This window comes from Arthrobacter sp. 05L44, from assembly GCF_056397605.1.
This window is the reverse complement of record NZ_JBFTNS010000008.1, coordinates 1-12,528: the sequence shown is the minus strand read 5'-3', so window position 1 is coordinate 12,528 and position 12,528 is coordinate 1. Positions and strand designations below refer to the sequence as shown.

The 12,528-nt window shown below is 69.1% G+C and carries 11 protein-coding genes; 2 read left to right on the top strand and 9 right to left on the bottom strand.

What is annotated here, in order from left to right:
- Nucleotides 1-16: 16 nt before the first annotated feature.
- The 4 genes from gatB to AC1DHY_RS13725 all read right to left on the bottom strand — a co-directional run bounded on the left by gatB (nt 17) and on the right by AC1DHY_RS13725 (nt 5,209).
- The gene (gene gatB / locus AC1DHY_RS13740; RefSeq protein WP_476903770.1) at nt 17-1,522 is read right to left on the bottom strand and encodes an Asp-tRNA(Asn)/Glu-tRNA(Gln) amidotransferase subunit GatB; all 1,506 of its coding nucleotides are present in this window, start codon (nt 1,520-1,522) and stop codon (nt 17-19) included.
- Entirely contained in the window at nt 1,522-3,102 is a 1,581-nt protein-coding gene (gatA, locus tag AC1DHY_RS13735; protein WP_476879422.1) for an Asp-tRNA(Asn)/Glu-tRNA(Gln) amidotransferase subunit GatA, read from the bottom strand. Before gatA ends, gatB begins: the two co-directional genes overlap by 1 nt.
- Nucleotides 3,103-3,106: 4 nt before the next feature.
- A complete protein-coding gene (gatC, locus tag AC1DHY_RS13730) occupies nt 3,107-3,403 on the bottom strand; it encodes an Asp-tRNA(Asn)/Glu-tRNA(Gln) amidotransferase subunit GatC (RefSeq protein WP_138769869.1) in 297 nt (98 codons plus the stop codon).
- 282 nt (nt 3,404-3,685) lie between these two features.
- The gene (locus tag AC1DHY_RS13725) at nt 3,686-5,209 is read right to left on the bottom strand and encodes a CitMHS family transporter (RefSeq protein WP_476879421.1); all 1,524 of its coding nucleotides are present in this window, start codon (nt 5,207-5,209) and stop codon (nt 3,686-3,688) included.
- A gap of 132 nt (nt 5,210-5,341) precedes the next feature.
- Here AC1DHY_RS13725 and AC1DHY_RS13720 point away from each other — a divergent pair, with 132 nt between their 5' ends.
- Complete coding sequence (locus AC1DHY_RS13720) at nt 5,342-7,093, top strand: sensor histidine kinase (protein ID WP_476879420.1); 1,752 nt, start codon at nt 5,342-5,344, stop codon at nt 7,091-7,093.
- The gene (locus tag AC1DHY_RS13715; RefSeq protein WP_476879419.1) at nt 7,086-7,757 is read left to right on the top strand and encodes a response regulator; all 672 of its coding nucleotides are present in this window, start codon (nt 7,086-7,088) and stop codon (nt 7,755-7,757) included. Before AC1DHY_RS13720 ends, AC1DHY_RS13715 begins: the two co-directional genes overlap by 8 nt.
- A gap of 46 nt (nt 7,758-7,803) precedes the next feature.
- Here the strand turns inward: AC1DHY_RS13715 and AC1DHY_RS13710 are convergent, their stop codons facing one another.
- The 5 genes from AC1DHY_RS13710 to AC1DHY_RS13690 all read right to left on the bottom strand — a co-directional run bounded on the left by AC1DHY_RS13710 (nt 7,804) and on the right by AC1DHY_RS13690 (nt 12,507).
- Nucleotides 7,804-8,325 (bottom strand): hypothetical protein, encoded by a 522-nt coding sequence (locus AC1DHY_RS13710; protein ID WP_476879418.1) that lies wholly within the window; start codon nt 8,323-8,325, stop codon nt 7,804-7,806.
- Nucleotides 8,326-8,412: 87 nt separating this feature from the next.
- On the bottom strand, nt 8,413-8,916 hold the full coding sequence (locus tag AC1DHY_RS13705) for a GNAT family N-acetyltransferase (protein WP_476879417.1): 504 nt from the start codon (nt 8,914-8,916) through the stop codon (nt 8,413-8,415).
- Nucleotides 8,917-8,995: 79 nt separating this feature from the next.
- The gene (locus AC1DHY_RS13700) at nt 8,996-9,826 is read right to left on the bottom strand and encodes an inositol monophosphatase family protein (protein ID WP_476879416.1); all 831 of its coding nucleotides are present in this window, start codon (nt 9,824-9,826) and stop codon (nt 8,996-8,998) included.
- On the bottom strand, nt 9,823-12,126 hold the full coding sequence (gene ligA, locus AC1DHY_RS13695) for an NAD-dependent DNA ligase LigA (RefSeq protein ID WP_476879415.1): 2,304 nt from the start codon (nt 12,124-12,126) through the stop codon (nt 9,823-9,825). Before ligA ends, AC1DHY_RS13700 begins: the two co-directional genes overlap by 4 nt.
- A 114-nt stretch (nt 12,127-12,240) precedes the next feature.
- On the bottom strand, nt 12,241-12,507 hold the full coding sequence (locus tag AC1DHY_RS13690; RefSeq protein ID WP_476880537.1) for a hypothetical protein: 267 nt from the start codon (nt 12,505-12,507) through the stop codon (nt 12,241-12,243).
- Between the last annotated feature and the right edge of the window lie 21 nt (nt 12,508-12,528).

Below are 12,528 nucleotides of genomic sequence, written 5' to 3'. Positions count from 1 at the left end.
CGGGGCGGCGGGGTGCTTAGCCTTCGACGCCCAGGCGCTCCAGGATCAGTTCCTTCACGCGGCCGGCGTCAGCCTGTCCGCGGGTGGCCTTCATAACGCCGCCAACGATTGCGCCGATGGCCTGCAGCTTGCCGGCGCGGATCTTGTCCGCGACGCCGGGCTGGGCGGCCAGGACCTGGTCGATGGCCTCAAGCAGCGGCCCGTCGTCGGAGACCACGGCCAGGCCGCGCTTTTCGACGATTTCCGCCGGGGTTCCCTCGCCGGCGAGCACGCCGTCCAGCACCTCGGAGGCCATTTTGTTGTTGATCTTGCCGTCCTCGACCATCGCGTTCAGTTCCACGATGGTGGCCGGGGCGACGCCGAGCTGGCCGGGGTCGACGTCGGCGTTCTTGGCACGGCCCACGATCTCGCCCATCCACCACTTACGCGCCACGGTGGCGGTGGCACCGGCGGCGATGGTCTCCTCGATTTCGTCGAGGACACCGGCGTTGACGACGTCGCGGAATTCAAGGTCCGAGTAGCCCCAGTCGGCCTGCAGGCGCTTGCGGCGGGCGGCCGGCGGCTCGGGCAGGGTGGCCCGGAGCTCCTCGACCCATTCGCGCGAGGCGACAACCGGCACCAGGTCCGGTTCCGGGAAGTAGCGGTAGTCGTCCGCGTCGGACTTCGGCCGGCCCGAGGTGGTGGAGCGGGTGTCCTCGTGCCAGTGCCGGGTCTCCTGGACCACCGGCGCGCCGGATTCCAGGACGGCCGCGTGGCGCTGGATCTCGTAGCGGACGGCGTGTTCGACGGCGCGCAGCGAGTTGACGTTTTTGGTCTCCGAGCGGATGCCGAAGCGTTCGCGGCCGTGCGGGCGCAGCGAGACGTTGGCGTCGCAGCGGACGTTCCCGCGTTCCATCTTCGCGTCCGAGACGCCCAGGTTCTTGACGATCTCGCGGACCGCGGCGACGTAGGCCTTGGCGAGCTCGGGCGCACGGCTGCCGGCGCCCTCGATCGGCTTGGTGACGATCTCGACCAGCGGCACACCGGAACGGTTGTAATCCACGAGGGAGTAGTCCGCGCCCTGGATGCGGCCGGCGGCGCCACCCATGTGGGTGAGCTTGCCGGCGTCCTCCTCCATGTGGGCGCGTTCGATCTCGACGCGGAACACGGTGCCGTCGGCGAGCTCGATGTCGAGGTAGCCGTCGTAGGCGATGGGCTCGTCGTACTGCGAGGTCTGGAAGTTCTTCGGGGTGTCCGGGTAGAAGTAGTTCTTCCGGGCGAAGCGGCAGGTCTCGGCGATTTTGCAGTTCAGCGCCAGGCCGATCTTGATCGAGGACTCGATCGCGGTCTTGTTCACCACCGGCAGGACGCCGGGCATCCCGAGGTCCACCTCGTTGACGTTCGTGTTCGGCTCGTCGCCGAAGACGTTCGGGGCGGAGGAGAACATCTTGGTCTTGGTGTTGAGCTCCACGTGGACCTCGAAGCCCAGGACGGGATCGTACTTCTCCATCGCCTCTTCGAAGCTGAGGGTTGCATCAGTCATTAGTGTGAACCTCCGTGGCTCAGGGCCGTGGCAGCGGTGGAAGAATCGGCGTCGGCGTCAGTCAGTGAGGGGGCCTTCTCCAGCAGCGGTCCGCCCCACTGCGCCTCGAGCAGCGACTCGAGGACGGCACCGACGCGGTACAACCGGGCATCCTGCCGTGCCGGGGCGAGTAGCTGCACACCCACGGGGAGCCCGTCCTCGTCGGCGAGGCCGCCGGGCAGGGACAGCCCCGGAACCCCGGCCATGTTGGCGGGGATCGTGGCGACGTCGTTGAGGTACATGGCCAGCGGGTCGTTGAGCTTCTCGCCGAGCTTGAACGCCGTGGTCGGCGCCGTCGGGGAGATCAGCACGTCGGCCTGGGCGAACGCGGCGTCGAAGTCGCGCTGGATCAGGGTGCGGACCTTCTGGGCCGAGCCGTAGTAGGCGTCGTAGTAGCCGGCGCTCAGGGCGTAGGTGCCGAGGATGATGCGGCGCTTGACCTCGTCACCGAAGCCGGCGGCGCGGGTGGCCCCCATAACGCGTTCAATGGTCATCGGGCCCTCTTCGGGCAGCGCGCGCAAGCCGAACCGGACGCCGTCGAACTTGGCCAGGTTGGAGGAGGCCTCCGAGGGCATGATCAGGTAGTAGGCGCCCAGGGCGTACTTGAAGTTGGGGCAGGAGACCTCGACGATCTCGGCGCCGGCGCCCTTGAGCAGCTCCAGCGCCTCGTTGAAGCGGTTCTCGACGCCGGCCTGGTAGCCCTCGCCGTGGAGTTCCTTGATGATGCCGATCTTCATGCCCTCGACGTTGCCGGTCCGGGCCGCGGCCACGAGGTCCTCGAGCGGGTCGGGCAGGGAGGTGGAGTCGCGCGGGTCGTGGCCGCCGATTACCTGGTGCAGCAGGGCCGAGTCCAGCACGGTGCGGGAGACCGGGCCGATCTGGTCCAGGGAGGAGGCCATGGCGATGGCGCCGTAGCGGGACACGCCGCCGTAGGTGGGCTTGACGCCGACGGTGCCGGTGACGGCGCCGGGCTGGCGGATGGACCCGCCGGTGTCGGTGCCGAGGGCAAGCGGTGCTTCGAAGGCGGCGACGGCGGCCGCGGAGCCACCGCCGGAACCGCCGGGGATCCGGTCCAGGTCCCAGGGGTTGCGGGTGGGCCCGTATGCGGAGTGCTCGGTGGAGGAGCCCATGGCGAACTCGTCCAGGTTGGTCTTGCCGAGGATCGGCATCTTGGCGGCGCGGAGGCGCTCCACCACGGTGGCGTCGTACGGGCTGTGCCAGCCCTCGAGGATCTTGGAGCCGGCCGTGGTGGGCTGGCCGACGGTGACGATCAGGTCCTTGACGGCGATCGGCACGCCGGCGAGCACGTGCAGTTCCTCGGCGGCGGGGCCGCCGGCGGCGCGGATCGCGTCCACCTCGGCGGCGACGGCGAGGGCTTCCTCGGCGTTGACGTGCAGGAAGGCGTGGACCTGGCCGTCGACGGCGGCGATGCGGTCCAGGTGCGCCTGGGTGACCTCGACGGCGGTGATCTCGCGGGCGGCGAGCTTCTCGGCGAGCGCTGCCGCGGAGAGGCGGAACAGCTCGGGGGTGGTTTCAGTCATGGTCTTAGTCCTCATCCAGGATTGCCGGGACCTTGAAGCGGCCCTCATACGCGTCGGGGGCTCCGGAAAGCGCCTGCTCGGCCGTGAAGGTGTGGCCCACAACGTCCTCGCGGAACACGTTGGTCAGCGGGATCGGGTGGGACGTGGCCGGGACGTCATCACCGGCGGCTTCACTGACGGACTTAACCGACTCCACGATGACGGCGAGTTCGCCGGCCATCCTGTCCAGCTCTTCAGCACTCATCTCGATGTGCGCGAGACGCGCGAGATGCGCGACGTCGTCGCGGTTGATCGCAGCCATGGATCTCCCCTGCAAGTTCGGATTATTTTCCGTCCCAGTCTACGTGTCCCTGCGTGTGGTTACCGTCCGGCTTATCGCCGGACGTGGTCGCCTTTCGGCGGCGGGCCGGACGATCCTCCGCGTGCTCGCTCGTACCTCGCTTAGACGCACGCTTCCGGATGTCCGTCCCGTCGCCGATGTGCCGCTCTCACCTTCAGCGATGTCGGACTCACCCCACATGCAGAAGGAGGCAGGGTGGGGAAAATCTTCCGCACCCTGCCTTCTTCTGTTTTATTGGTTTGGTTAGCCGATGCCGATCGCTCCGGTGGCTACTCCTACCCCGAGCATGACCAGGGAGATCACGGCGGTGCGCCACAGGACCTTCTTGTGGTGGTCGCCCAACTCCACCTTGGCCAGCGAGACCAGCAGCAGGATGGCCGGGACCAGGGGGCTCTGCAGGTGGAACGGCTGGCCGGTGATGGAGGCCCGGGCCATGTCCGCGGCACCGACGCCGTAGTGGGCCGCCGTTTCGCTGAGGACGGGCAGGACGCCGAAGTAGAACGCGTCGTTGCTCATAAAGAACGTCATCGGGATGCTGAGCACGCCGGTGATGACGGCCATCAGGGGCCCCATGTCCGCCGGGATGATCTGGACGAGCCACTCGGACATGGCCTTGACCATGCCGGTGCCGTTGAGGACACCGGTCAGGACCGCGGCGGCCATGACCATACTGACGACGGCGACGATCGAGGGGGCGTGGGCGATCAGCTGGGCGCCCTGGTCCTTGACGTTGGGGAAGTTGACCAGCAGGGCGATCGCGGCGCCGACCATAAAGACGAACGGCAGCGGAACGATGTTGGCAACCAGGGTCACCATCACGGCGACGGTGAGGCCGAGGTTGAACCAGAACAGCTTGGGGCGCAGGGTCTTGCGGTTGGGATCCAGGGCGGTGTCCGCCATGGCCGAATCGCGCTCGTCCACAAGGTCCTCGGTGCGTTCCAGGACCGCGACGCCGGTGCCGCCCGCGGCGGGGGCTCCGCCGGCGGGGGTGGCGGACTTGCGTCCGAAACCAAAACGTCCCGAGCCGCTAACGCCGGTGCCGGTGCCGCCGGCAGGGGTGCCGCCGTCGAACTTCGCGCCCTCGGCCCAGATTTCCGGGGCCACGGCGCGGAGGCGGTTGCGTTCCTGCAGGCCCAGCAGCCAGGCGAAGACGAACACCACGACGAGGCCGGCGATCAGCGACGGGATCATCGGGACAAAGACGTCGGAAACGCTGATCTTCAGCGCGGACGCGGCGCGGGCGGTGGGGCCGCCCCAGGGCAGGATGTTCATGGTGCCGTTGGCCAGGCCGGCCACACAGGTCAGGACCACCGGGCTCATCTTCAGCCGCAGGTAGACCGGCAGCATGGCGGCGGTGGTGAGGATAAAGGTGGTGGAGCCGTCACCGTCGAGCGAGACGGCGGCGGCGAGGATCGCGGTGCCCAGGACCACCTTGGCGGGGTCGTTACCGAGCTTGCGCAGGATGAACCGGACCAGGGGGTCGAAGAGTCCTACGTCGATCATCAGGCCGAAGTAGATGATGGCGAACATCAACAGCGCGGCCGTTGACGTCATGGACTTCATGGAATCCATGACCATGGGCCCGATGCCGAGGCCTGCGCCGGCGAACAGCCCGAAAATAGTGGGGACGATGATCAGCGCCAGCACCGGCGTCAGCTTCTTCGTCATGATCAGCACCATGAAGACTGCAATCATGGCGAATCCGAGTAATACCAGCACAGCCGGCTCCTTCTTCTGTGTTCCGCACCACTCCGCTGTGATGCGCACTACAGACGTTAGGGTGGTCTGCGTCACGGAGGTGCCTTTGGCTCAATTGATTGGCATACTGCTTGTTGGACGCATTTTGCTCATTTTGCTCACAGGCCGCTGACGCCGCCACACCATTGAAGGAGGGCCGCCGTGGGAGCCCTCACACGCCGCAGGCACCTGCGGTTCACCACGCAGACCCTGCTGCTCCAGCTGGGCGTTGTGGTCCTGGTGGTGCTGCTCAGCAGCGCCGTGCACGCATGGCTGACCTACGAGCGCCTGGGCCGCGAGGCGGAGAACCAGGCGCTGACCCTGGCCCGAACCGTGGCCTCGGACCCGGCGGTGCGGGCCGAAGTCCGGCAGATCAGCGCCCGGACCGGCACTCCCCCGCCTGCTGAACTGCTCGCGGGGCCGCTGATGGCCGCCGCCGAGGGCGCCCGGGCACGCACGGGTGCCCTGTTTGTTGTGATCACCGACGAAACCGGCCTCCGGCTGGCCCACCCCGACGCCGACCGGCTGGGCGAACGCGTCAGCACTGACCCCTCCGAGGCACTCTCCGGCAAGGAAGTGACCACCCGGAACACCGGAACCTTGGGCCCCTCCGCCGGCGCCAAAGTCCCCGTCTACGCGCCCGGCTCCGGCACCGTGGTGGGCGAAGTCAGCGTGGGCTACTCCACCGAGTCCATCGGCCAGAGCCTGACCCGGGACATTGTGCCGATCGCCCTCACCGCAGCGGGCGCCCTGCTGGCCGGCGGCGTGGTCTCCTTCCTGCTGCGGCACCGGCTCCGTCGGCTGACGCTGGGACTGGAACCGGAGGAGATCAGCACCCTGGTCCACGATCAGGTCGCGGTGCTGCAGGGCGTGGACGACGGCGTGATCGGCGTCGCCGCCGACGGCAGGATCAGCGTCTTTAACGCCGCGGCCCGGCGGATGCTGGACCAGCCCGATCTTGCCGGGACGCCGTGGGCCGGAGCCCCGGTGCCGGCCGCGCTGCAGGCCCTGACCCGGCCGGACGCCGGCGAGGGCGACGCCGTCGAACTCCTGGCCGGGGACCGCGTGCTGGTGGCCAGCGCCCGCAAGGCCCTGCACGGCCGGGAGGACCTGGGCTGGGTGGTCACCCTGCGCGACCGCACTGAACTGCAGCAGCTCACCCGCCAGCTGGACGCCGTGGGCACCATGTCCACCGCCCTGCGCGCCCAGCGCCACGAGTTCGCCAACCAGCTGCACACCATCGCCGGCTTTATGAGCATCGGGCAGCACCAGCAGGCCCAGGACTACCTTGCCCGGCTCGCGGCGACCGGGCCGTTGAAGTTCCCGGTGGACCAGGCCGAGCTGCTGCAGGACACCTACCTCCAGGCGTTCCTCGGCGCGAAGGGCGTGGAAGCCGACGAGCGTGGGGTCAGCCTGCGGCTTGGCCCGGAGACCCTGGTCCGCGGCCACGTGGTGGAGCCCCAGGAGGTGACCACCGTGCTGGGCAACCTGATCGACAACGCAGTGAACGCCGCCGTCGCCGGCGCCGCGGCCGACCGCTGGGTGGAAGTGGAAGTGTTGGACGAACCCGCCGACGGCGGTGCGGCAGGCACGCTGCACATCATTGTGGGCGATTCCGGTGACGGACTCCCGGCAGCCGCGGGCCAGCCGGATGCCGATGCCGATGACAGGGTCTTCGCCGAGGGTTTTACCACCGCGCAGCGACCCGCCCGGGCCGGGGCCGGCCAAGGGCTGGGACTTGCACTGGCCCGGCAGCTGGCCCGGCGCCGCGGCGGGGATGTGGTGGTGCTGGAACGGGGTTCGCGGGGCGGCCCCGGCGCGGTGTTTATGGCGGTCCTCCCCGGGACGGTCGCCGGAGCCGCATCCGTTGATACAGAAGTAGGCGACAGTACAGAAGGAGACAACGTTGTCTGAAGATTTCCGGGTCCTGATTGTGGACGATGACTTCCACGTCGCCAAGCTGCACGCGGCTTACGTGGACTCGGTGGCCGGGTTCCTGGCGTTGCCGCCGGCCGGCTCGGCGTCGCAGGCCCTGCAGTCCATCCACAGCCTCCGGCCCGACCTGGTGCTACTGGACGTTTACCTGCCGGACGCCTCGGGCCTGGACCTGCTGCACCAGCTGGACGTTGACACGATGATCCTCAGTGCCGCCTCGGACGCTGCCTCGATCCGGGTCGCGTTCCGGCGTGGCGCCCTTGGCTACCTGCTCAAGCCGTTCACGTCCGAGTCCTTGTCCCAGCAGCTGCGCTCCTACGCCCGCTACCGCCGGATCCTGGCCCAGCCCGGCAACCTGTCACAGGAGACCGTGGAGCGGGCCAAACGTGCCCTCATTCCGGGCGACGTCGCACCTTCGGCCCGGCCGCGCTCCGCCACGGAGGCGGCGGTCCTGGAGTCCCTGGAGCCCGGGGAACAGTATTCGGCGGCGGAGGTGGCGTCCCGCGTAGGGGTCTCCCGGGCGACGGCCCAGCGGTACCTGTCGGCGCTGGCGGACGACGGCGCCGTCGACATCCAGTTGCGCTACGGCACCACCGGGCGGCCCGAGCACCGCTACGGGGTGCCGGCCGGGGCGGCCGGATAGCGGACGCAGGCTAGCCTGCCGACGGCGGCGGTGCGGGTTCCAGCCGTCAGCCGGTGACGTCGCGGCCCTTGCGGAACGCCTGGCTACGGGCGTGGTCGTGGACGCGGTCCAGGGTGGCGATCTGGGCCCGGCCTTCGGCGGTGAGGTTGGCGAACGTGGCGGCCTCAAGCCCGAGTTCCGGGGCCAGCTCCTCCAGCGTCTGCCAGCCGCCGATCTTGGCCAGCACCGCGGCCCGCATCAGTTCGGACTCCAGGACCAGCGTCATGGGCGACCGGCTCAGCAGGCGTCCGTTGAGTTTCAGCCGTCCGGCGCGTTCGGCCAGCCAGGCCGCGGCCTGCCGGTGCGGCCGCTGGCGGATGCCCAGGTCATGGATCACGCCACGGAGCATGTCGCGTTCACGCCGGATTTCGGCGGCAAGAGCCGTGAGCTCGGCGCGGAACGGGGTGTCCGTGAAGTCCCCGGCCATCCGTTCGATCCGGCCCAGCCCGGCGGTGGCGCCGGTCAGGTGGTCGGAGAGATACAGGCCAAGCAGTTTCTTGTCCAGGGTTTCGGGGATGTGCGGGGCCATGGATCCTCCAGCTGTACTCGGCGCTTGCGGGCGTGCGTCAGGGGATGATGCTCTGACTGCACACCCTACCGGGTCGGGCGCGGGTGGTTAGAGGTCCAGGCGGTAGACGAGGAGCTTGATGTCCGTGTTCGGCACGAACCAGTCGCGCTCCGGGACGCGGCGGAAACCCGATGAGCGGTAGAGGCCGTGGGCGCTTTCCCAGGTCTGGCCGGTGGTCAGGGCCACCCCGGTGACGCCGGGCAGCGAACGGGCGTGTTCAATGATGGCCTGCACCATGGCCTTGCCGGCGCCGCTGCGCTGTACTGCCGGGTCCACCACGAGCATCCTGAATTCCAGTTCGTCCGGGCGGGCGATGTCGGCGTAGGGCTCCCCCGCGACGGCGAGGGTCACCGACCCGACGATCCGGCCGGCGCGTTCCGCCACCCAAATGGTCGCGTTCTCGTGCCGCTGGGCGACCTTTTGGATTTCCTGCATGTACGGGTGGTCGCCGTCTTCAAAGTGGCCTGCCGCCAGGTAGGCGTCCCGGGTGATGCGGGCAACGGCGTCGTAGTCGGCCGGGACGGCGGGACGAATGAGGATCTGCGAATGCACCAGTCCATGGTACGGGGGGCGGGGACCCGCGGCCCGCCAACCGGGGGTTTCCGTGACCGAACTATCAGGCGGACACCGGTCAGAGCGGGAACGTGCCGGACAGTTCGAGGGGTCCGGCGCAGGTCCAGGCGGCGAGCCGTTCGTCGTCGGACGGGCCGCCGTCGAGGACGCTGGTCAGCCGCGGGCGGCGCACCCAGCAGCCGGCCTCCTCCGCGATGAGCGCACCGGCGGCGAAGTCGTGTTCGTTGAGGCCGCGCTCACCGTAGGCATCGTGGGTGCCGTCCGCCACCAGGCACAGATCCAGCGCCGCCGACCCGAGCCGCCGGACGTCGGCGAAGCCATCCATAAGCCCGCCGAGTGCGGCGGACTGTTCGGCCCGGACCGCCGGATCGTAACTGAACCCGGTCGCCAGGATCTGGCCGGAGCGGCCCGGCACGGGTCCGTTGAGGGCGGTCCGCTGCCCTCCTTGTTCCAGCCAGGCGCCCTGGCCGCGGGAGGCGTAGTAGACCCGGCCCAGCGCGGGGGCGTGGACGACGCCGGCCAGCCAAGTGCCGTCGGGGCCGGCCACCGCCACGGAGGTTCCGTAGTAGACGATGTTGCGGATGAAGTTGGTGGTGCCGTCCAGGGGGTCGACGGACCAGCGGAACCCGCTCGGATCCGCCGGCCGGACGGTGCCGCCTTCCTCGCCGGTGATCGCATCCCCCGGCCTGGCCCGAGTGATGACGTCGCGGACGGCGGCCTCGGCGGCGAGGTCGAAGGACGTCACCCAGTCCCCCGAGTCACCCTTGTTACTCACGCCCAGCGCCTCGGCGCTCCGGCCGGCCAGCACCGCGGCACCGGCGGCGGCAGCCTCCCGCGCCAGCGCCAGAAACGCAGCAGGCGTGGGGAATTGCTCCGTGCCGGCGGTCATTCGGTGGCTTCCCCGTCGTCTCCGTCCGCGTCCGCCGCGTCGGCTGTCCCGGCGTCGGCGTCGGCGTCGGCGTCGGCGTCTGCGTCGCCGCCGAGGGCGGCCGGGCCGCCGGCGAGCAGGGCGCGGAAGCCGTCCTCGTCAAGGACGGGAAGGCCCAACTGCTCTGCCTTGTCCAGCTTGGTCCCGGCGTTCTCCCCGGCCACGACGTAGCTGGTGTTCTTGGAGACGGAACCGGCTGCCTTGCCGCCGCGGATGAGGATTGCTTCCTTGGCTTCATCCCGGCTGAACCCTTCGAGGCTGCCGGTGACCACCACGGTCAGGCCTTCGAGGGTCCGCGGGGTGGACTCGTCGCGGTCGTCTTCCATCCGGACGCCGTCGGCGGCCCAGGTGTCGACGATTTCGCGGTGCCAGTCCTCGGCGAACCACTCCTTGAGCGCCACGGCGATGACCGGGCCCACGCCGTCGACGTTGGCCAGTTGCTCCTCGGACGCCTGCCGGATGGCGTCCATGGTGCCGAACGCGGTGGCCAGGGCCCGGGACGCCCGGGGTCCGACGTGCCGGATGGACAGCGCCACCAGGACCCGCCAGAGCGGCTGGGTTTTGGCCTTCTCGAGCTCACTGAACAGCTTTTCGGTGGTGGCCGTCGGCTTGGACGGCGCCTTGGCTGTGCCCTTGGTGTAGAAGTACGGCACCAGCTCGAATTCGCCGGTGGGCACGCCCTTGGAGCGCTTTTCGCGGCGGATCCGGACCCCGGCGAGGTCTTCGGGTTTGAGCCGGAACAGATTCGCCTCTGTGCTCAGCGGCGGGACCTCAGGTTCGGTGGGCTGGGTCAGGGCGATCGCGGCCTCCCAGCCGAGCGCCTCTATGTCGAAGGCTCCGCGGCTGGCCACGTGGAACACGCGCTCGCGCAGCTGCGACGGGCAGGAACGGGCGTTGGGGCAGCGGATGTCCACGTCGCCCTCCTTGCCGGGTGCCAGCGGTGTACCGCAGGAGGGGCAGTCGGTGGGCATAACAAAGTCCCGGACCGGCGGGTCCTGCTGGTCCCGGAGCGCAAGCACCGGCCCGACAATCTCGGGGATGACGTCCCCTGCCTTTCGGAGCACAACAATGTCTCCGATCTTGACGCCCTTGGCCTTGACCACGTCCTGGTTGTGGAGGGTGGCCATGCTGACGGTGGAGCCGGCGACCTTGACCGGCTCCATGATGCCGAAGGGCGTGACCCGGCCGGTCCGGCCGACATTGACGGCGATGTCCAGCAGCTTGGTGTTGACCTCTTCGGGTGGGTACTTGTACGCCACGGCCCAGCGCGGGACCCGCGAGGTGTAGCCCAGAGCACGCTGGGTGGCGAGGTCGTCCACCTTGACCACAATGCCGTCGATCTCGTGGCTGAGGCTGTGCCGTTTGTCCCCGTAGCGCCGGATGAAGTCCAGCACTTCCTTCAGGCCGGGCAGGACCTCGAAGTAGGGGCTGGTGGGCAGGCCCCAGTCGGCAAGCTGCCGGTAGGTGTCCGACTGGCTGACCGTCTCCAGGCCGTCGCGGGCCCCGATTCCGTGGACGTACATCTTGAGCGGCCGCTTGGCGGTCTCCGCCGGGTCCTTCTGCCGCAGTGAGCCGGCGGCGGCGTTGCGCGGGTTGGCCAGCGGCGCCTTGCCGGCCTCGATCAGGGCCTCGTTGAATTCCGCGAATGCCTTGGACGGGATGAAGACCTCGCCGCGGATTTCCATCTCGGCCGGGAAGTTCGCGCCCGTGAGCTGCTGCGGGATTTCCTTGATGGTCAGGACGTTGTGGGTGATGTCCTCGCCGGTGAAGCCGTCGCCGCGGGTGGCCGCCCGGACCAGTACTCCGTCGCGGTACAGCAGGTTAACGGCCAGGCCGTCGATCTTGAGTTCAGTGAGCCACGACGGCGGGTTGCCACCGTTGCCGAGTTTGGCGACCCCGGCCTCGGCCTTGGCGATCCAGGCCTCCAGTTCCTCGAGCGAGAACACGTCCTCGAGGCTGTACATCCGGGTCAGGTGTTCGACGGCGGCGAACGCGGCGGAGACCTCGCCGCCCACCTCCTGGGTGGGGGAATCGTTGGCCACGAGTTCGGGGTGCATGGCCTCGATGGTCTCCAGCCGCCGGAAGAGCTCGTCGAACTCGGCGTCGGAGATGGTCGGGGCGTCCTCCTGGTAGTACGCGAAGCGGTGCTTCCGGACTGCCTCGACCAGGTCCTCGTACTCCGCCCGGACGGCTTCGGAGGGGACCAGTTCCTCGTCAGCGCTGCGGGTTTCGGTCTCTGCTGCTGTCTTCCCTGTGCTCACAGACCTATCCTGCCCTACATCACCGACGTTGTCCGTTCACCGGCCGGACCCGCCGGAACCTGGGAACGCAAAAGGCCCGGACGCGGTGCGTCCGGGCCTTTCGTCGAAGCGTGCTTAGCGGAGGGAAGCGCTTTCCTGGTCGCTGGCGTTACGGGTAGCCATCTGGCTGGCCTGCTGCAGGGCCTGCGACACCCGGTTCAGGTTGGCCGTGTGCTCACCGGACCAGTCGTTACGGAACTTGTCGGCGTCCGGGCCCTTCCAGTCGGTGGCCGCCAGGGCCTTGGTCAGCAGCGACCGCTGGTTATCGATCTCCTGCGCGCCGGCCTGCAACTTGGTTCCCAGTGCCTTGAGCTGAGTAACATCTGCGCCCCACATAGCCATGTGACAATCTCCTTAGTTCAC